We start from the raw sequence: 19,357 nt of genomic DNA, 5'->3' as shown, positions 1-19,357 counted from the left end.
GCCGTACTCTGCACGGTCGGCCTGACCCGGCGGCTGCTCGACGAGATGCCGCACGTGCGCTCGGTCGGCGAACAGGGCTTCACCGCCCGCCTGGACACCGTCTTCCCGGCCGTCACCGCGACCGTGCAGGCCACCTTGACCACGGGATCGCTGCCGCGCGAGCACGGGGCGGTGGCCAACGGCTGGTACCACCGCGACCAGGGCGAGGTCATGATGTGGCGCCAGCACAACGGGCTGGTGCACGGCGAGAAGGTCTGGCAGGCGGCCCGCCGCCGCGACCCGGAGCACTCCACCGCCTATCTGTGCTGGTGGTGGGCGATGGGCGCCGACGTCGACACCGTCCTCACCCCCCGCCCCGTCTACCATCACGACGGCCGCAAGTCCCCGGACTGCTACACCGTCCCGGCCTCCCTGCGCGACGAACTCACGGTCGCACAGGGCGACTTCCCGCTCTTCCAGTACTGGGGCCCGACCGCGTCGATCGCCTCCACCCGCTGGATCGCGGGCGCCGCCCGGTACGTCATCGACCGCCGCCGCCCCGACCTCACCTTCATCTACGTCCCGCACCTCGACTACGACCTCCAGCGGTACGGCCCCGACAGCCCGCGGGCCGTCCGCGCCGCCCGGGAGACCGACGCGGCCCTCGCCCCGCTCCTCACCGACCTGCGGGAGCGCGGCACGACGGTGGTCGCGCTGAGCGAGTACGGCATCACCGCGGTGAGCCGGCCCGTCGACATCAACCGCGCCCTGCGCCGTGAGGGACTGCTCTCGGTCCACACCCAGCGCGGCATGGAGTACCTCGACCCGCACACATCGCGGGCGTTCGCCGTCGCCGACCACCAGGCCGCGCACGTCTATGTCGCCGACCCCGCCGACGTTCCGCGGGTGCGGGACGTGCTGAAGGCACTGGACGGTGTCGACGAGATCTGGGACCGCACCCAGCAGGCCGACCACGGCATCGACCACCCCAACTCCGGGGAGCTGGTGGCGGTCTCGGAACCGGACGCCTGGTTCACCTACTACTACTGGCTCGACGACGCCCGCGCACCCGACTTCGCGCGCGGTGTCGACATCCACCGCAAGCCGGGCTACGACCCCGCCGAGCTCTTCTTCGACCCGTCGATCCCGGCGGTGAAGGCGAAGGCGGCACTGACCGTGCTGCGGAAGAAGGCCGGGATGCGCGCACCGCTGACCGTGGTGCCGCTCGATCCCGGCCTGGTCAGGGGCAGCCATGGACGGCTGCCCTCGGACGACCGGGACGGGCCGCTGCTGCTGTGTTCCGACCCGGTCCAGGAACGGGACCGCTACCACGCCACCGAGGTGAAGGAACTCCTCCTGCGCCTCAACGGACTGGCCTGAGACCGGCCGTGACGAGAAGAGAGGAGGAGGAATGGCATCGCTACCGACCCCGGCCGCCGCGCACATCGATCACGCGGCGGACATCAGCGACGTGTACGTGCCGGAGACAGCACGCACGGCGGTGGCCCGGCTCGAGGAGAACGGTGCGGCACACGTGTGGTGGTGGCCGCTGGACGAGGCCGTGGACCCGGTCGACTTCGCGCTGCTGGACGAGGCGGAACGGGCCCGTGCCCGCCGCTTCCACGCGGCGCGGGACGCGGCGGCCTTCACGACCACCCGGGCCGGCGCGCGCCGCGCGGTGGCGGAACTACTGGGTGTGGCCCCGCAGTCCGTCCGCTTCGGCCGGCGCATCTGCCCCGGCTGCGGCGACGCCGAACACGGTCCGCCCGCGGTCGTCCGGCCGCCCGTCGCGCTCGCGGTCAGCCTGTCCCGCACCACCGGCTGCGGTGTGCTGGCGGTCCGGGCGGGCGACTGGGTGGGCGTCGATGTGGAGGCGTACCGCACGGTGGAGTCCGCAGCACTGGCGGAACTGGTCCTGACGCCGAACGAACGCGAACAGATCCTGTCCTTCGCCGAGGGCCCGGAGCGCACCAGAACCTTCCACCGGGCCTGGACCCGGAAGGAGGCGGTCGTCAAGGCGGTGGGCCTGGGCCTGATGGGCATGCCGCTGAACACCCTGGACGTGAACCCGTCCACGGACGGCCCGCTGACCGTGCGCCACGTGCACCGCGACCGCGCCACGACCTGGCACGTCGAGGACCTGCACCTGCCGGGCCCCTGGTCGGCCTCCCTGTCCCGCCCGTCCGCCGGCCCGCTGGGCCCGATCCACGTCCATCCGCCCGCCTGACCCCCGTATCGACCCGTCGGTACGGGCCCAGCCCGGGGAGCGTCCCCCGGCTCCCGGTGCACCGCGGTTCCCGGCCCCGGCCCTCCCCGGCGGAGGCCGGGAACCATCCCGGTCGGCATACCCCGTGAGGGAGAAACGATGACCCGCACCACCGGCACCGGCAGCCCGGTCCTGGCTCCGCTCCCCGAACCCCCGCCGGCCCGCAAGAGCCCCCCGCACACCCCGCCTCCCGGCGCCGCCCTGATCGGCGGCGGACTCGCCGCGGCCGGCACCGCCCTGTTGACCGGCGTGCTCGCCGCGGGCGCCCTGCGTGACTTCCTGGACCACATGGCCGGCGTCATCGCCCTGGTCGCCCTGTCCGCGGCCGTCATACTCGGCCTGGCCACCACCCTGCGCGGACTGCTGCCGCCCCCGGTCCGCTCGCACGCGCAGCGCCTGCACCGCGCGGCCGGCGCGGTGGGCGTCGGCGCGCTGCTGACCCACATCGGCGTGAAGGTGGCGGGCGGCCGGGTGGACGCCGCGACCGCCGCGCTCGGCTGGGGCAGCGGCGACGCCCTGGTCGGCCTGGGCACCCTCGCCTGCCACCTCTTCCTGCTCGCCCTCGCCACGGGCATCTGGCGCGGCATCTTCGCGCCACGCCACTGGGTCCGCCCGTTCCGCATCCTCCACGGAGCCGCCTACGCCGCCTGGGCCGCCGCCATGACCCACGGCCTCACAGCGGGCCGCCCCCCGGCCCCCTGGGTCGTAGCCGCCTACACGACAAGCGCCGCAGCGGTAACAGCAACCCTGATCCTCCGCTGGGCCCGATCCCGCACCTGACGGGAACGAGGCCGACCCCGACAACGGCGCCCCACCGGTCCGGCCGAAGGCCGTCACCGGCGAGGCGCCGCAGCCGGTCCGTGCCCGCGTCCGTGCCCCGGCCGGGGTCACCGGTCAGGCGTACTGCGCGGGTCGCGGGGCCGGATCGCGTACGCCGCGGGCGGTACGGCGTACGCGGTGGCGGCGGTGGGCAATTGGCATGGGGCGCCGGGGCGTTGGTGTCCCGGGTGGGTCCGGTGGAAGCTCCCGGCCAGGAGCGGACGCCGGCGGTGATGGCGGCACCGGTGGCGCCACCGCCGGTCGGTCCGGCCAGGGCTCTCTGCCGGGAACGCGTCCGCGGGTCGGGCGGGAGTGCCGCCCGGCGGGCAGCTGCCTCCGGCTCGGGCACCGGGGCTCCGGCGGCCTCTGCGGCGCTGATCCACCGTTGCGCGCGAGGGAGTTCGTGACCGGCCGCCGCTACTGGTCCGGCCCGAGCCCCGAGCCACCGCACCTGCCCACTTTCGGACGATTCTCCGCGTCATCGGCTGAAACCCATGCCCCGGTCCACCCGTCCGGCCCGTTCCCATAGGGCAGATATAGATCGGGCGGCCAGGTTCGATCCGGTTGCATCTCCGCTGTCGGCGGAGGCGCTCACCGCCCCCACGCGACGATGGATGGAGAGGACTGGTCACGCATGATGACCGAGAGGACCAACACCGAGCCGCACAGCGGCACCGTCACCCGGAGCCACGCTCTGCGGCTGGACGAGGTCAGCAAGGTCTACGGCAGGAACGGCCGTGGCGTCAGGGCCCTCGACGGCGTTTCCGTCAGCATCGAGCGCGGCTCGTTCACCGCGGTCATGGGCCCGTCCGGCTCCGGCAAGTCGACCTTCCTGCACTGCGCGGCCGGCCTCGACAAGCCGACCTCCGGCCGCGCCTGGATCGGTGACACAGAGCTCGGAGGGATGAACGAGACCCAGCTGACCAAGCTGCGCCGCCAGCGCATCGGCTTCGTCTTCCAGGCGTTCAACCTGATCTCCTCCCTCTCCGTGCGACAGAACGTCGAACTGCCCCTGCGCCTGGCCGGCGAGCGCTTGGACAAACGGTGGCTGGAGGAGATCCTGTCCCGCGTCGGCCTCGGCGGCCGGGCGGCGCACCGCCCCGCAGAACTCTCCGGCGGCCAGCAGCAGCGCGTGGCCATCGCCCGCGCCCTGATCACCCGTCCCGACGTCATCTTCGGCGACGAACCGACCGGCGCCCTGGACACCGTCACGGCGAAGGAGATCCTCTCGCTGCTGCGGTCCTGCGTGGACGACACCGGTCAGACCGTCGTCATGGTCACCCACGACCCCATGGCCGCCTCGTACGCGGACACCGTCCTGTTCCTCGCCGACGGTCGTCTGGTCGACCGTATGCACGCCCCGACCGCCGAGCGGGTCGCGGACCGGATGACGCACCTGGGAGCGTGGGCCTGATGCTGCGTTACGCCTTACAGACCCTCAGGGCCCGCAAGGGCGGATTCATCGGCGCGTTCCTGGCGCTGATGTGCGCCGCCGCCCTGGTCACCGCGTGCGGCATCCTTCTGGAGACCGGCCTGCGCGGCACCATCGGCACCGAGCGGTACGCGGCGGCCCCGGTGATCGTCGGCGGCGACCAGAACGTCCACCAGACCACCGTCAAGGAGAAGAAGGGCAAGACCAAGGTCAAGCACAAGGCGAAGCCGCTCGCCGAACGCGTCTGGCTGCCCGGCTCCACCGTCACCGCGCTGGAGCAGGTGCGCGGCGCACGGGCCGTCGTACCCGAGATCACCTTCCCCGCCTACGCCATCAGCCCCGAGGGCCGCGTCGTCGACGGCGTTGACGGCAAGGACTCCTACGGGCATGCGTGGGCCTCGGCCGCCCTCACCCCGTTCACGCTCGTCTCCGGCACCGAGCCCGCGTCCGCCGCCGATGTCGTCGTGGACCGCGAACTCGCCGAACGTACGGGCCTGAAGGCCGGTTCGAAGCTCACCGTGCAGTCGACCGACGCCCCGCGCACCTACACCGTCAGCGGCATCGCGGCACCCGCGGGCGGTGACCTGAAGCAGCAGACCTCGCTGTTCTTCTCCACCACCGAGGCCCAGCGGCTCTCCGGCCACGACGGCCGGATCACCGCGATCGGCGTGCTGCCCGCGAAGGGCGTCGGCACCGCCGAACTGGCCGCTCAGGTGAAGAAGGCACTGGACGGCACCACCGCGCAGGTCGTCACCGGCGGCGACCGCGGTCCGGTCGAGTTCCTTGACGCGGCCAAGGCCCGCGTCAAGCTCGTCTCGATGGGCGGTGCCATCGGCGGCACCTCGCTGCTGGTCGCGATCCTTGTGGTCGTAGGCACCTTCGCCCTCTCCATCCAGCAGCGTTACCGCGAACTCGCCCTGCTGCGCGCCATCGCCGCCACCCCCAAGCAGGTACGGCAGCTGATCGGCCGCGAGGCCCTGATCGTCGGCCTGCTCGCCGGAGTGCTCGGCGCCGTCGCCGGACTGCCGATCGCGTACTGGCTGCACCACAAGTTCGTCGGCTTCGGCACCATCCCCGACACCCTGGAGGTCACCTTCGGCTTCTTCCCGTTCGCCGCCGCCGTCGGCGCCTCCCTGCTGGGCGCCTGGGCCGCGGCCCGCATCTCCGCCCGCCGCACCGCCCGTATCCGGCCCGCCGAGGCGCTCGCCGAATCCGCCATGGAGCGGACCGGCTTCGCCTGGGGCCGCTTCCTCGCCGGAGCGCTCACCCTGGCCGGCGGGGTGGTGCTGCTGGCCGTGCTGAGTGTGCTGAAGACCGAGCCGGCGTCCACACCGGTGACGTTCCTGACCGTCGTGGTGCTGGCGGTCGCGGTCTCCCTGCTCGGCCCGGTCATCGCCCGGCTGGCCGTCGCGGTCCTGGGCGTCCCGCTGCGCACCTCGCGCGTCGCCGGCCACCTCGCCACGGCCAACGTCCGCGCCAACACCAAGCGGATGGCGTCCGCGATCACCCCGCTGGCCCTGCTCATCGGCATGGCCTGCACGGTGCTGTTCGTGCAGACCACGATGGGTGACGCCGCCTCGGCCCAGGCCAAGGACGGCAACCGGGCCGACTGGGTGGTGGCCTCCTCCGGCCCCGGCGTGCCTGAGCGGGCCGCCGACGCGCTGCGCGGCACCCCCGGCGTCACCGCGATCACCGAAGTGGTCCGTACGACCGTCCGCGTCGGCCTCGACAAGTACCCCTCGCAGGGCCTGTCCACGGACGGCCTGCAGAAGAACTGGGACCCGGACGTCAGCGAGGGAACACTGGCCGGCTTCGGCAGCGGCAGCGTCGCGCTCAGCGAGGTCGCCGCCGACCACCTCGGCAAGAAGCCCGGCGACTCCCTCAAGATCACCCTCGGCGACGGCACCGTCGTCACCCTGAAGGTGGGCGCCGTCTACGCCCGCGGACTCGGCTTCGGCGACCTGACCATGGCCCACGACCTGGTCGTGCGGCACGTCGACAACCCGCTCGCCTCCTCCGTCCTCGTCCAGACCACCGACGACGGTACGGCGGGCCGCGAGCAGCTGCAGAAGGCCGTCGGCGCGTTCCCGGGCGTCGGCGTCCTGGACCGCGGCCAGGTCGAGGACCTCCAGGCCGAGGTGCAGCAGTCCAACGCCGAGGTCAACTACGTCGCCATGGGGCTGATCATCGCGTTCACCGCGATCGCGGTGGTCAACACGCTCGCCATGTCGGTCTCCGACCGCTCGCGGGAGTTCGCCCTGCTGCGCCTGGTCGGCACCACCCGCCGGCAGGTCATGGGCATGCTGCGCATCGAGTCCCTGGTCGTGGTGGTCATCGCCGCGGTGCTGGGCAGCGGCATCGCCTTCGCCGTCCTGACCGCGTTCAGCATCGGCATGACGGGCACGGCGGCACCCTCCGTCGACCCGTGGATGTACCTGGGCGTCCTCGGCTTCGCCGGCGCCCTGGCCCTGCTGGCGACGGTCGTACCGGGCCGGCTGTCGCTGACCGGCCGTCCCGCGGAAGTCATCGGCTCCGGCCAGTGACGGCACCGCGCCGCGGCACTCACGGCTGAAGGGCCGGCCCCGCGGGGCCGGCCCTTCAGCCGTGAGTCGCCGTCCTGTCCTAGTCCAGCACCGCGCCACCGCCCTTGCGGTCCACCCGGCTACGGCGGTTGTCCAGGTGCGCGTAGACCCGCTCCAGCCAGCGGTCCGCGCCGTCGTAGCGCGGTACGAAGGAGGTACGGCCGTGCACCGCGACCCGGTTGTCCACGACGGCGAAGTCGCCGACCCGCAGCCGGTGCGTCGTCATCGTCTCGACGAACGCGTCCCGCAGCCCGGCCATCGCCGCCTTCGCCGTGTCGTCCAGCGGGTGGGTGGCGGCGAAGTCGATCAGCACGTTGGGGTCCTCCGGGTCGCCCAGGAGCACCGGGTGCGCCGACCGGACGCTGGCGAGGCTGCCGAACGACGGCGGCGGCTCGGTCAGGAACCGAGGCTCGGCGAGCACCCGGCGCGTCTCCTCCGACAGCAGCGGCAGCGCGCGGCGGACGGAGGAGGTGCACAGTTTCGCGTCGCCGGTCGGGTCCTCCCGTATGCAGAGCAGCCCCACGTAATCGGGCCGGTTGTCGTGGAAGGCGTTCTCCACGTGCAATTCCAGGAGTACGGAACCGGCGTTGCTCTGCGATTCCTCCCGGCCCGGCACCGGCACCACGTTCTGCACCAGGGCGCCGTTCTTCTCGCTCCGGAAAGAGATCACCTCGCCGAGTTGCAGCATCAGCGAGGTGATGACGGCGGCGGCGGTCGTCGGAACGCGCTCGACGGAATTCGGCACGCTCGGCGTCGGCGGCAGCGGATCGCCCGCCACCACCGGCAGGTTGCGCAGCAGCAGCACCCCGTCCTGATTCGGATCGTGCCGGAACGCGCGCAGCGTGGCCAGCAGCGTACGAGGCAGCAGCGAGGAGGTGGCGAGGGCCGCGCCCAGCCACTCGGAGCTGTCGATGAGCGGATGCCCCGGGCCGGTCAGCCGGCCGGTCAGGGCCACCAGCTGTTTCCTTTCCCGTTCGCTGAGTTCATGCCCGGTCACCGTGTTCGATGCGGCCGGAACCAGCATCTGAATCTGAGTCATAGGAAAGATTCCTCAGGTTGTCGGCAATTTCCCGGGCAATTCTGGAAGCCCGGCCTATCGCGCCCCTATGGGCGTCGGTATAGGCCGTCAGTAGTCCTGGGGAGGAGGCTCGGGAACAGTGACCGTAGACATCTGCGCACATCTGAATCAGCCCGGTCGCCCCGGCGGACGGGTGCGGAAAGGAGACGCGGGACATGACGCTCCCACGCGATCGAAGCCGGGCGGACACCCCGGGCAGGGCAGAAGAAGAGCCCCGCATCACCGCGGGTACCACTGCGCGGGGCCGGGGGAGTGGAGGGTCGGAGCCAGGTGACGCAGCCGAGGGGGAGGGGGCGCCGGGTGCGACCCGGCCTGGCGAGCGCCCCCGGCTCGGCGCGGGGGGTCCGCCCGGTGGGGATGCCCGCCTCGGGGACGGCCGTACCGCGGGCGGGTTCCGCCGGCCCGGTGAAGCCCGTACCGCTGACGGAGGTGCCCACCCCGGCACGGATGTTGACGCCCGCGGCGACGTTGCCCGCCGGGGCGGCGGCCGTACCTCCGACGAGGACCCCCGTCTCGGCGACAACGTCCCCGCGGCCCCCGGCGTCGTCCGCCCCGGCGTGCGCGCCGGCCCGGATCAGGGCGCGGACCCGGCGGCCGGCATGACGGCCGCCGCCGTCGACCGGATCATCGCCCGAGGCGAGGCGCACGTGTGGTGGTGGCGCTGCCCCGAGCGGGTCGACCCCGCCGACCTCGCGCTGCTGGGCACGGAGGAGTTCCGGCGTGCCCTCGGCATGCTCGCCGAACGGGACGCCGCCGAGTTCGTGCGCACCCGGGCCGGAGCCCGCCGCGCGCTGGGCGAACTGCTCGGCATCTCCCCGGCCACCGCCCGGCTGGGCCACCGGCGCTGCCCGGGCTGCGGCGCGGACGACCACGGCCCGCCGATGCTGGTGCGCCCCGCGCTCCCGCTGGCGATCAGCCTGAGCCGTACGGGCGGCTGGGGCGTCTTCGTGGTCGGCGCCGGCCTCGGCATCGGCGTGGACGCGGAGGCGCTGCGCCCGGTGCGCGAGACCCTGTTCGCCGGGTCCGTACTGACCGCGGCCGAGCGGCGCCATCTGGACGCCAGGTCGCCGGGCCCGGCCAGGCACGCCGCGTTCCACCGGGTCTGGACCCGCAAGGAGGCCGTCGTCAAGGCGGTCGGCGTGGGCCTCGTCGGCACGGAGCTGGACCAGCTGGAAACCCACCCCGACCAGGACGGACCGCTGCGCGTCACCCACCACGGCATCGGCCGCCCCACCGAGTGGACGGTGGAGGACCTGCGCCTCTCCGACCGCCTCGCGGTGGCCCTGGCCCGCGCGGCCGGCCCGGCGGCCCGCGGCCCGGTCCACCTCCACCCGCCCACCGGCCCGTGACCCGGCGGCCCACCCCCGGCAGCCCGGGGTCCGACCGCAGTCCCGACCGCACTCCGAGAGAGGACGTCACGCATCATGACCACGGAATCCGTCGCACCGCCGGCCCGTCGCGCGGACCTCGACACCACACTCCGTAGGCCCCGCACAGGTCAGCTGTCCGCCGCCGAACTGACCACGTACTTCGACACCCTCGCCGAGGCCGTCCAGCGCGTCGACCCCGGCCCGTCCGCGCCCGGCGGCTGGGAGAACCGGGAACGGCTGTGGTTCTCCACCTGGGTGCGCGCGGCCTACGAACACCCGCTGTCGGCAGCTGTGTTCGGCCACCCCGACGCCGGTGTGGCCCGTTCCGCGCAGCACCGCCAGGCCGCCGAACTCGGTCTGCGCATGGACGTCTCGGGCACCGGTATCCGCCCCGCCCGCCCAACCCCCCACGTCCGCGCGGCCGCAGCCGTGGCCGCGGTCTGGTCGGTCACCGCGCTGGCCGTCACGCAGTCCCCGCGGCCCCCGCGCGAGCGCGTCGTCTCCGACGCCTGGCTGATCGCCCAGGAGATCATCGCCCCGGCCCTGCTGACGGCCAGGCCCGGCCTCACCCGCGCTCGCGGCGCGTGGTGACGTGACCGGCTCACCGGACACCCCGTACGAGGGCGAAGCCGGGCCGGAGACCGCGTACAGGCACCCGCACACGGGAAGCGCCACGTACAGGCACAGCGACAGGGACAGCGACACGGCCGGCTCACCCCGCCCCGGTGACCGGCGTGTCCCGCGGTGCCGCGGGCGCGAGCGCCAGCGCGGACGCCTGCTCCCGCGGTGCCCGCGGGGCCGCCGCCGCGAGCAGCCGTATGAGCTCGTGGCAGCGGTACAACGGCCGTCCCTGGTCGTCGAGTCCGGACAGTTCGAGGAGCGCGGCGTCGACGAGGGACTCCAGGGCGTTCTCCGCCGTGTCCTCCGACAGTCCGAGCCGGTCCCCGGCCCACCGCGCGGGGAACGGCTCGCCGTCCGCTCCGCCGAGCGTCCCGAACACCGACCGCTCGACCGCTCCGAGCTGCTCCACCGAGGACCCCAGGACCCGGCTCAGGTCGAGGTCGCCGAAGGCGAGTTCGGCCAGCCGGGCGGCGGGGTCGGCGAGCCGGTCGGCCAGCCGGGCCGCCGTCCAGTGCGGCCGGGCCGCCAGCCGGGCGCCCGCGATGGCCAGCGCCAGCGGCAGCCCGCCGCAGTACGCCACCAGGTCCTCGGCCCGGTCCGGGTCCTCCAGCAGCCGCTGCCGTCCCGCGCGGGCGGCCAGCAGATCGAGGCCCGCCTCCTCGTCCAGCAACGGCAGTGCGAACGTGTCGCCCGCCGTCACCCGGGCCAGCCGCCGCCTGCTGGTGATGAGGACGGCGGCCGGTCCGGCCGGCAGCAGCGGGGCGAGCTGCCGGTCGCCGGAGACGTTGTCCAGCACCAGCAGCAGCCGCCGCCCGGCGGTCCGCGTCCGGTACAGCCGTACCAGCTCGTCCAGATCGCCGGCCGGCAGGTTCGGGTCGCCCTCGCCGAGCGCCCGCAGCAACTGCGTGAGCACGGCGCGCGGAGCCCGCGGGGCGCCGTCCGAGCCGCGGAGTTCGGCGAAGAGCAGCCCGTCGGGGAAGTGCTCCCCGTTCTCGGCGGCTGCCCGTACCGCGAGCGCGGTCTTGCCGATGCCGGCCATGCCGGTCACCAGGATGCGCCGCTGCGCGGGCTCCTCGTGCCCCAGCCGCCTTCGCAGCGCCCGCAGTTCGTGCTGCCGTCCGACGAGTTCCCCGTCGGAGGCCGGCAGCATCGAGGGCACCGGACCGGTCCGCCCGGCTCGCGCTCCGGCGGTCCGCCCGAGCCCCAACTCTCCGCCCAGCACGGCCTGGTACGTCCATCCGAGCACCTCGCCGGGATCGATGCCGAGCTGCTCGGCGAGGACGCCGCGCCCCTCGTAGTAGGCCTGCAGAGCGTCCGCCTGTCGGCCGCACCGGTACAGCGCGGTCATCAACTGGGCTCGCAGCCGCTCCCGTACCGGGAACGCGGCGACCAGCCCGGTCAGCTCCGCCGTCACCTGCTCGTGCCGCCCCAGCTCCAGATCGGCCTCGATCCGGGACTCCAGGGCGAGCATGCGCTCCTCCTCCAGCGGCGCCAGCTCGGCGTCGAGCAGGTGCTCGGTGACGTTCGCGAGCGCCGGCCCCCGCCACAGCTGCATCGCCCGGCGCAGCGACTCCGAGGCTTCCTCGAACCGCCGTTCCGCCAGCGCCCGCCGGCCGTCCCGCTCCAGCCGCCGGAACTCGACCAGGTCGATCAGGGCGCCGGGAGCGCGCAGTACGTACCCCGGAGGCTGCCGTACGATGTCGGCCTCGTCGCCCAGCTGCTTGCGCAACCGGGACATGTACGTGTAGATCTGCGCGCTCGCCGTCGCCGGCGGATCCCAGCCCCACAACAGTGAGCTGAGCCGCGCGTCGGACACGACCCGGTCCTGCGCCAGCAACATGGCGGCGAGCACCGTGTGAATCTTGGACCCGGAGAGGGCGATTCGTTCGCCGTCCTGTACAGCCTCCACCGGCCCTAGGACCAGGAACTCCATGGGGCACCCCCCTTCTGGTGCGGCCTTTCCTACAGTTGAGAAGGTAGGAGGCGCCGTTATTGGTGGGTTATCGCCGCGGCGCGGTCCGCTCCCCGGGCCTGTGTGCCGTGATCTCCACCGCAGTTCAACCGTCCTTCTGTCCGCCGCTCTCCGCGGGGCCCGGCACCGAGTCATGAACGCACCTCCCTCGGCGCCGGCCGGCCCATCGGCCCGGGCCTCTCCGACTGCCGGGCTCCGGTGCTCCGCCCGGGGTCACCGGGACACCCGGCGAACAGCAGCCGCTCGGCCCGTTTACGGACCGGCTGACCGCCCACCGTACCTACGCCTCGCTCGGCGCCGCGTACGGCACCTTCCAGGACTTCGACCAGAAGATCAACGGCCGGCCCGACGGGCTGCCCGGGGGAGTGCACGACAAGGACTTGACCGGGTTCCACCGGATCGAGTAAGGGCTGTGGCACGGACGGCCCGCGAGTGGGCTGAAGGCCCCGGCGCGTCAACTCGCCGCGGACTCGGCGGGGTTGGCGAAGTCCTTCCCCACCCAGGACTTCGACCCCGGTGATCTGCCCCTGCGTACGCGCGAAATCATGGAGAACACCCTCCAGTTCGAGCTGACGGGCGGCACCGACCAGGGCAGCCCGGTCCGCAGGGCGGCCTGATCCTCACCAATGACAAGGTGATCCACGAACGAGTGGAGGTCCTGTCGAAACTCCGCCCGCTGGGCGGTCCGACACTCATCTGCACCCCGCACCCCGCACCCCGTGGACGGCTCCCTTCGCCTGGGGGTGCCGGAGATCACGCGGCTTGGCTTCACCGCCGAGGAATGCGCGGAACCGGACCGAGTCATCGCCGCTCTCCTCAAGAACGAACGCGATGTTCCCGTTGAGATCGACCGCCGAATACAGGACTTGATCGAATCGCATCGGGATGCCGTTCTCCGAGTACGCCGAGGAGGTGTCCTCGGAACCCGCGGCGAACGTGATGCGGTGATCATTGTGGCGGGGATCGGCGGGCGGGGGTGTTCGCCGGACCTGCGGGGCCGGCGCACGGGGAGGACGGCGCGAGGCCACGGGCCGAAGGCGCGGGAGTTGATCGAGCGGCTGGTCACCGAGGGGCGTGCCCGCCTCGCCGACCCCGATGACGACGAGGTTGCGGAGTGGACGCGGTCGTCGACGGCTTCGCGCACGCGGTCACGGTCAGGCAGGGGTTCCCCCGGTCCACGAACCCGGAGCGCTCCGCGCGTCTCGTCGGGCTTGACCAGGGCCGGTCCGACCGGCTGGGCGTCAGGGATCTGCACGCCCTAAGTGCCGCGCCTTTCGGTGACGAGTGTGCGCCAGCGTCGGCGGATGGTCTCGTGGCTCTCCAACCACAGGACAGGCCATGTGTCTGGTGTGATGGGCCGGTCGCCCATGAAGTGCGCGATGTCGGCGAGGTAGGCGTGGTCGCCGTTGTTGGTGAGCCGACGCAGCCGGTGGATGGCGGTGGCGAGGAGTTCCCCGTCGTTGCGGACGGCGTGGTGGAAGCAGACCGCGAGCTCGAGCAGAGGGAGGACGGAGGCCAGACCGGCGGTCTCGATCTCCGTGCGCAGGGCCTGGGCGCGTTCGTCGATGTCCGTGCTGCGGCCCGCGTCGCGGATGAGGTCGGCGATGTGAACGGTCAGGGTGGTGGCGTGGAGCGTGAGATCGGTCAGGAGGTGGTGGGCGAGGACGATTTCACTTTCCGCGGTCGTGGGATCGGCGAAGGCCAGTGCGAGTGCGCGGTGAGCCTGGGCGGTTGCGCGTTCCCCTGCGATGCCGTGTTGTTCGGCATCGTTGCGGGCATGTTCGTAGTCGTCGGCGGCTCGGGTGATGTCGCCTTGAGGCCAGTGGATGTCGCCGAGCACACGGTTCTGGCGGCCGGCCCACCCCAGGGTCTCGGCAACGGTCAGGGCGGTGGGGAAGTCGCCGGCCAGGCGGGCGAGGTGGGCCAGGCCGCGGCGGGCGGCGGGGGCGAGGCGGCCTCCTCCGTCGGAGACCTGCTGCATCCCTGTTCGGGAGGCCGTTGAGTGGCCGAGGTCACGGTGGGCTTTGGCCAGGTAGTAGACCGCCATCTGCCCCAGTTCCGCCGGCAGCAGGCCGGTGTCGATGACGGCTGCGAGCCGGTTGGCCGTGCTACGGCGGTGTTCGTGCTGTCGCCGGCCGAGAGTGTTGAGCAGTTCGACCAGGGCGTCGGCCGGCGTCTGCAGATGTGCGTCGTCGTCGGTGTCCCGCCGGGTGACGGTGACGGGTTCCCACACCGAGTCGCTGACGTACTGCCAGGCCGCTTCGGTCAGCCAGCCCAGGTCGAGGTGGAACTCGGCGGCGAGGGTGAGACCTTGACGTAGGCAGGCGATCAGCAGACGGCGGCCGGGGCCGGTGTGCTCGGCCCACTGTCGGCCTACGGCGCCGTGGGCGCGTTCGGCCGCGTTTCGCCAGTCTCGGGGTGACCAGCGGTCGTCCGTGGTGTCTTCGGCGGTGCGCAGGGTCGAGCGGATGAGGGCGTGCAGGTGGTAGGGCCAGAGGCCGGTGTGGGTGTGGCGGATGAAGGGCCGCTCGAGCAGGCGAAGGACGGGGGCGTCGCGGCCGATTCCGGAGCCGGCGGTGGCGAGGGGGACGTCGAAGGCGTCCAGGAGGCTGACCGAGCGCAGAACGTGGCGTTCGTCGGGGGTGAGGTCGGTGAGGGTGCGGGAGATGAGGGCGGGGAAGTCGACGTCGAAGTCGGCCGGTTGCGGGGTGAGGCCGGTGCGGCGGATCTCGAGGAAGCGCATGGCGGCCAGGTCGAGGTACAGCGGCAGGCCGTGGGAGCGCTCGGCGATCACACGTCGCAGCGTGGGGTCGATCAGAGGCCGGCCGTCGGTGGCGAGCCGGTGGGTGAGGTAGTCCTCGCGGTCCTCGTCGCTGAAGTCCCCGATGAGGAATTGACGGCGACCGACCGGATCGGCTGCGGCGGTGCGGGGTGCCGGCAGGCTGCGGTTGGCCAGCCCCGGCCAGGCTGCCGGGCCGGTCCAGTCGAGTTGACCGTGCAGGGCCGGGTCGGCCCACTGCAGCCGGTTGCGTCCGGTAACGACGAAGAAGACGTTGGGCATGAGCCACACCACGTGCTGCAACAGCCGCTCCATGTCGCGGCGGGTGCGGTCCCCGATGTCCTCGAAGGTGTCCAGCAGTACCACCGGGGCGATCTGCTTGCGGGCGGGTAAGCGGGCCAGCTCCCAGGCGAGCAGGTGCGGATAGTACGAGAGCGCCTCCAGGTCGGTGTCGGCCTCCAGCAGGTCGGCCAGCCGCGCACAGCCGGCCAACGCGCTCACTGAACGACGGTGTTCGCGCAGCGCCCTCACCAGCGCCCCGGTGACCTGTCCCACTGCGGAACCGAGCATCCCGGGCAGTGCCAAGCCTTGGGTGATCTCGCTGAGCGCCGCCTGCATCTGCGCCGGAAGCACCTGGCCGAAGCGGGCTACCAAGCCGTCACGGCGCAGGTACTCCTCCAACGGCTCGCCCGGGTGCTGCTGGTCCCAGTAGCGGCGCAGCGCGATGTCGAAAGCGGGCATGGGCCGGCCGACCGCGGATGCGATGGCGAGCCGGATCGTCAGGACGATGCGCTCGAAGTCGGTGTTCGCCGAGCGCGCCAGGTCGAGCCGGACGGGGACGATCCGCTGCCCGTGCCAGGTCGGTTCGTTCCATCGCGCCGGCCTGTGGTCGGCATTCGCCAGCGCGGCCTCCAGCCTCCGTGACAGCGTGGACTTGCCGATGCCGCTGACACCGTGGAAGACGAGCAGGTTCCGTCGCGGTGCCTCCAGGTCGGCGGCGTCGAAACTCTGACCGGCAACGTGCTGCAGGTGTCCGTCCAGGGCGCTTACGAACACCCGCCACTGGCCGTCCCGGTTCGTGAACGCCTCGTCCGCCCCCACTTGGTGGTCGTTGGAGCCGAACAGAGCCCTCAAGTCCCGACCCGCCACGCCAACCCCCTGATGGTCAACCGATCTCTGCCTGTGACTGCCGGTCCGCCTGGCCGGCATCCGTTCACCACGTGCCCCACAGCGGTCAGCGCCCGCGGGGGGTGCCGCTCTGTCTGATCGGTCGGGTCCCGGCAGCGTGACCATCGGCTCCCGGTGAGCGAATCTCGTCGCCGACGGAATCGCAGGCCGGTACCGGGACGTCGTAGACCAGTTCCCAACGCGTCTGCGGGAGAAGGAAAGTGGCGGTTTCGACCGGCTGCCCCGTGTCGGTCAGGTGGGTCCGATCCAGCCTGACGATCAGCGTGCGGCGAGTGATCCCGAGCCGCAGCGCCTCATGGTCGTTCGGGTGCCGGGCGTGTGTACGGACCTGGGCATGGCCAACCCGGACGCCGACCGAGGCCAGCCGGCGAGCCACGCCGGTACCGGCCAGCGGTCCGTCCTCCGGCAGCAGAACGGGCGTGCGATACGTCAGGGCCATCGGCTCCCACGATTCGCCGAGGGCCAAAGGTCGGGCGTCGCCCAGATACTCGTAGCGGGTGCGGACACACAGGGTGTCGATGTCGACCGACAGCCGCCGGGCGATCGGCTCCGGAGCCGGGACCTTGACGTCCGACCGGTACTCGACGCCCGGGGTGAGCCCGGCCTGCCGGATCGCGTCCGGAATCGACAACAGCACGGGCAGCGCCATGCGCGCCTGTGGCTCGCGTACGAAGACGCCGACGCTTTTGCGCCCCTCCAGCACACCGGTGTCGATCAGCAGTTCCTGGCCCCGCTGGATCGCGGCCGGACTGGTCCGGTACTCGTGAGCCAGCTGGGCGCGTGGCGGCAGTTGCTCACCTGGGGACCATTCCCCTTCCGCCAGTCGCCTGCGCAGGTCTTCGGCGATGCGTTGATAGTCCGCAGTGGGCACTGCCTACTCCCGGAGAGGAACGCGCTACTCCTTGCAACCCTTGACACGCTAATCGGTTAACGGCACGCTAATCGATTAGCAATACTCTCAGTAGTCATTGGTGTGAGGGGGAGGAGTGGATGCGGTCCTGGCAGGGCGGGCAGCGGCACTCGCCGCCCGGCTCGCGGACCTCACGGGCAGCGCCCCCCGGATCCAGGAAATCCATCGGGGCGTGCTTGTCCTGTGCACCATCGACCCGATCGGATCCGAGGACACCTGGGTCGAGGTCCAGGACGCACTCGACGACGCCGACACCTGGAGCGTGCAAGGCCGCGGCCCCGGTCCCGAACCCCGGCTCCTGCGCGCCGAACTCCGCTCCGCGGACCCCGGTACCCGATGACTGCCGCGCTTCAGCGGTCGCGCTCGTCAGTCCCCGACGCCCTGCCGCTCTGCGATTCTCGGAGTTGAGTCCGCGTCGCGCGGTGGCGCCCGCACCATGGGACGCCGTTTGACGCGGCCACGTGGCGGTGAACGAGGGTTCGTCCCCGCTGTACTGACCGAAGAGCGACACCGCGACCTACTCGTCACCACGATCTTGCCGGCCGTCGCCAAAGAGGCCATCGCCCGGATTTCCCCGGTCGCGGTGTTCGTGGCGGGCCAGCCCGGCGTCGGCAAATCCACCTGCGCGGATCTGGTGCACCACGCACTGGCCCACCGCGGAGGCGCCGTGCGCATCGGCAGCGACGACTACAAACGGGTCCACCCCTGTTATCCGACGCTTCTGGCGATCGACGATCGCAGCGCCGGAGTGCGAACGCGCCCAGACGCACGCCGCTGGCAGGCCGAGGTGGAGGACCACACCCGCCGCCACCGGCTGAACGCCGTCATCGAAACTGCTCTGGCCGACCCGGAGGAAGCCCGCACCACGGTCGGCGCCTACCGACGCGCCGGCCACCGCGTCGAACTGGCCGTGCTCGCGGTTCCGGAGGCACTGAGCAGCCTGGCCGTACTGCACCGCTACCTCCAGCAGGTACAGGCCACCGGGACCGGCCGCTACGTGTCGGCGCAGAACCACGACCACTGCTCCCAGGAGCTGCCCGACGTCCTGCGCATCATCGAAGCCGAGCGACTGGCGAACCTGGTGACAGTGATCGGTGCCAACGGCATCCGATACCTGAACCACCTTGATTCAGAAGGAAGTTGGTCGCGCCCACCGCGCGCCGCCCAAGCGCTGGGCGCCGAGCGGACCCGGCCGTGGACTGTCACCGAAGCCCAGCGCTTCCGCACCGACCTCGGGCGCGTCGAGGAAATCGCGGGCAACACCCCTGGCTCGTCGCGCCGGACGGCCGTCGCCGAGGACATCCGCCACAGCCTCCGATGGGCCGCACCACTGCTCCGCCGGAGCCGCGTCGATCCGGCGGCTCCCCGAGCACCCGGCTCGCCCCGGCTCCCACCCGCAGAACACCAGCGCATTTTCACAGACCTGATCGTTCCGTTCCATCTCGGCGATCCCGAGCCCCGACGCCACCCGGTAGCGGTCTACGTCGTGGGGCAACCCGGCGCCGGGAAGACAGCAGCCTCCACCCAGGTGCTACGTGCCATGCGTCCAGGCGCTGTCCGCGTCTCCAGTGATGACTTCCGCGCATTCCACCCCGACTACACCCAACTGCTCGCCAGGCATCCACGCACAGCGGGAACCTTGCTGCGAGCCGACTACCGGGCATGGCAGGACGCGGCGGAGGAGTGGCTCCGACGACGGAGGGCCGATGCGGTGATAGAGGCGGCGCCGGCCACCGGCACGGACCTGTTGACCGCAGCCTCCCGGTTCCACGCCGCAGGCTATCGGGTGGAGATGCTGGTCCTGGCGGTACGTGCGGCCGACAGCCGCCAGGGCACCGCGCACCGGTTCGCCCTCGGCCTGGAACACGGCACACCCTCCCGCTTCACCACCCCGCATGGGCACGATCGCTGCTACCGAGCGCTCGCCGCACTCGCAGCGGTCCTCGACCGCCATCCCGCAGTGCACACGGTCACGGTGACCGACCGGGACGTTCGCGCGTTACGGAACCGGCAAGGCGGTACCGCAGCCGTCCTGGAAGGGGAGCGGCAGCGCCCGTACACGAACGCCGAGGCGCATCGGTTCGCGGCAGCGCAGCGTCGGCTGTGGGCATCGCTACCGCGACACCGCTCGGAACTCTCGGACATCACCGCCTTGGCGGCGCCCCTGCTACCACCGGGCTTCCCGCTTCGCGGACTGACAAAGGGAACTACGGAACACCGCTTGCCGCCGGCGCAACCCTGAACGTCGCCGTGGTCGTCGGCAGGTGACGACCATCAGGGATCGGACACGCCCACCCGCCTTCCAGGCTGGCGGAGAGCAGCGGCGAGGTCGGCCGCAGAGGCGGGTCCGGGCACGGTGGC

13 protein-coding genes and 1 pseudogene are annotated in these 19,357 nt (G+C 72.3%); 10 read left to right on the top strand and 4 right to left on the bottom strand.

Annotated elements, in window-relative coordinates; all coding sequences use genetic code 11:
- Positions 1-45: 45 nt before the first annotated feature.
- The 5 genes from ACW4TU_RS10190 (at position 46) to ACW4TU_RS10170 (ending at position 7,039) form a co-directional block, all read left to right on the top strand.
- Positions 46-1,359, top strand: coding sequence for an alkaline phosphatase family protein (locus ACW4TU_RS10190; RefSeq protein ID WP_457430013.1), 1,314 nt, complete (start codon positions 46-48; stop codon positions 1,357-1,359).
- A 31-nt stretch (positions 1,360-1,390) separates the two neighbouring features.
- Entirely contained in the window at positions 1,391-2,206 is an 816-nt protein-coding gene (locus tag ACW4TU_RS10185; protein ID WP_457426804.1) for a 4'-phosphopantetheinyl transferase family protein, read from the top strand.
- A gap of 138 nt (positions 2,207-2,344) precedes the next feature.
- Complete coding sequence (locus ACW4TU_RS10180) at positions 2,345-3,025, top strand: hypothetical protein (protein ID WP_457426802.1); 681 nt, start codon at positions 2,345-2,347, stop codon at positions 3,023-3,025.
- Positions 3,026-3,698: 673 nt separating this feature from the next.
- Positions 3,699-4,478: an ABC transporter ATP-binding protein gene (locus ACW4TU_RS10175; RefSeq protein ID WP_457426800.1), complete on the top strand. Its 780-nt coding sequence runs from the start codon at positions 3,699-3,701 to the stop codon at positions 4,476-4,478.
- The gene (locus ACW4TU_RS10170; RefSeq protein WP_457426798.1) at positions 4,478-7,039 is read left to right on the top strand and encodes an ABC transporter permease; all 2,562 of its coding nucleotides are present in this window, start codon (positions 4,478-4,480) and stop codon (positions 7,037-7,039) included. Before ACW4TU_RS10175 ends, ACW4TU_RS10170 begins: the two co-directional genes overlap by 1 nt.
- A 79-nt stretch (positions 7,040-7,118) precedes the next feature.
- Here the strand turns inward: ACW4TU_RS10170 and ACW4TU_RS10165 are convergent, their stop codons facing one another.
- Positions 7,119-8,117, bottom strand: coding sequence for a TauD/TfdA family dioxygenase (locus ACW4TU_RS10165; protein ID WP_457426796.1), 999 nt, complete (start codon positions 8,115-8,117; stop codon positions 7,119-7,121).
- Positions 8,118-8,311: 194 nt separating this feature from the next.
- Here ACW4TU_RS10165 and ACW4TU_RS10160 point away from each other — a divergent pair, with 194 nt between their 5' ends.
- Together ACW4TU_RS10160 and ACW4TU_RS10155 are read left to right on the top strand one after the other, a co-directional pair.
- Positions 8,312-9,505 (top strand): 4'-phosphopantetheinyl transferase family protein, encoded by a 1,194-nt coding sequence (locus tag ACW4TU_RS10160; protein ID WP_457426794.1) that lies wholly within the window; start codon positions 8,312-8,314, stop codon positions 9,503-9,505.
- A 75-nt stretch (positions 9,506-9,580) separates the two neighbouring features.
- Complete coding sequence (locus ACW4TU_RS10155; protein ID WP_457426792.1) at positions 9,581-10,117, top strand: hypothetical protein; 537 nt, start codon at positions 9,581-9,583, stop codon at positions 10,115-10,117.
- A gap of 121 nt (positions 10,118-10,238) precedes the next feature.
- Here ACW4TU_RS10155 and ACW4TU_RS10150 read toward each other — a convergent pair whose 3' ends face one another.
- A complete protein-coding gene (locus ACW4TU_RS10150) occupies positions 10,239-12,080 on the bottom strand; it encodes an AfsR/SARP family transcriptional regulator (RefSeq protein WP_457426790.1) in 1,842 nt (613 codons plus the stop codon).
- A 293-nt stretch (positions 12,081-12,373) separates the two neighbouring features.
- Between ACW4TU_RS10150 and ACW4TU_RS10145 the strand changes: the two are divergent.
- A pseudogene (locus ACW4TU_RS10145) lies at positions 12,374-12,715 on the top strand (EfeM/EfeO family lipoprotein); the annotation flags it as partial.
- Positions 12,716-13,377: 662 nt separating this feature from the next.
- On the opposite strand, the gene ACW4TU_RS10140 reads toward ACW4TU_RS10145, so the two are convergent.
- Together ACW4TU_RS10140 and ACW4TU_RS10135 are read right to left on the bottom strand one after the other, a co-directional pair.
- Positions 13,378-16,047, bottom strand: coding sequence for an ATP/GTP-binding protein (locus tag ACW4TU_RS10140; protein WP_457426788.1), 2,670 nt, complete (start codon positions 16,045-16,047; stop codon positions 13,378-13,380).
- An 85-nt stretch (positions 16,048-16,132) separates the two neighbouring features.
- Entirely contained in the window at positions 16,133-16,957 is an 825-nt protein-coding gene (locus ACW4TU_RS10135) for a GntR family transcriptional regulator (RefSeq protein ID WP_457426786.1), read from the bottom strand.
- 115 nt (positions 16,958-17,072) lie between these two features.
- Between ACW4TU_RS10135 and ACW4TU_RS10130 the strand changes: the two genes are divergently transcribed.
- Together ACW4TU_RS10130 and ACW4TU_RS10125 are read left to right on the top strand one after the other, a co-directional pair.
- Positions 17,073-17,336 carry a hypothetical protein gene (locus ACW4TU_RS10130; RefSeq protein WP_457426784.1) on the top strand — a complete coding sequence of 88 codons (264 nt, stop codon included), beginning with the start codon at positions 17,073-17,075 and terminating at the stop codon, positions 17,334-17,336.
- Between the two features lie 108 nt (positions 17,337-17,444).
- Positions 17,445-19,238 carry a zeta toxin family protein gene (locus ACW4TU_RS10125; protein WP_457426782.1) on the top strand — a complete coding sequence of 598 codons (1,794 nt, stop codon included), beginning with the start codon at positions 17,445-17,447 and terminating at the stop codon, positions 19,236-19,238.
- Positions 19,239-19,357 lie beyond the last annotated feature (119 nt).

The sequence above is a fragment of the Streptomyces kryoterrae genome, assembly GCF_054072135.1.
This window is presented reverse-complemented; position numbering and strand designations above follow the sequence as displayed.

What these genes read in the sequence shown, in the direction of transcription:
- ACW4TU_RS10190 (WP_457430013.1), top strand. Translation starts at nt 46, where the DNA reads ATGCCGCACGTGCGCTCGGTCGGCGAACAGGGCTTCACCGCCCGCCTG.
- ACW4TU_RS10180 (WP_457426802.1), top strand. Translation starts at nt 2,345, where the DNA reads ATGACCCGCACCACCGGCACCGGCAGCCCGGTCCTGGCTCCGCTCCCC.
- ACW4TU_RS10170 (WP_457426798.1), top strand. Translation starts at nt 4,478, where the DNA reads ATGCTGCGTTACGCCTTACAGACCCTCAGGGCCCGCAAGGGCGGATTC.
- ACW4TU_RS10155 (WP_457426792.1), top strand. Translation starts at nt 9,581, where the DNA reads ATGACCACGGAATCCGTCGCACCGCCGGCCCGTCGCGCGGACCTCGAC.
- ACW4TU_RS10185 (WP_457426804.1), top strand. Translation starts at nt 1,391, where the DNA reads ATGGCATCGCTACCGACCCCGGCCGCCGCGCACATCGATCACGCGGCG.
- ACW4TU_RS10175 (WP_457426800.1), top strand. Translation starts at nt 3,699, where the DNA reads ATGATGACCGAGAGGACCAACACCGAGCCGCACAGCGGCACCGTCACC.
- ACW4TU_RS10160 (WP_457426794.1), top strand. Translation starts at nt 8,312, where the DNA reads ATGACGCTCCCACGCGATCGAAGCCGGGCGGACACCCCGGGCAGGGCA.
- ACW4TU_RS10150 (WP_457426790.1), bottom strand. Translation starts at nt 12,080, where the DNA reads ATGGAGTTCCTGGTCCTAGGGCCGGTGGAGGCTGTACAGGACGGCGAA.
- ACW4TU_RS10165 (WP_457426796.1), bottom strand. Translation starts at nt 8,117, where the DNA reads ATGACTCAGATTCAGATGCTGGTTCCGGCCGCATCGAACACGGTGACC.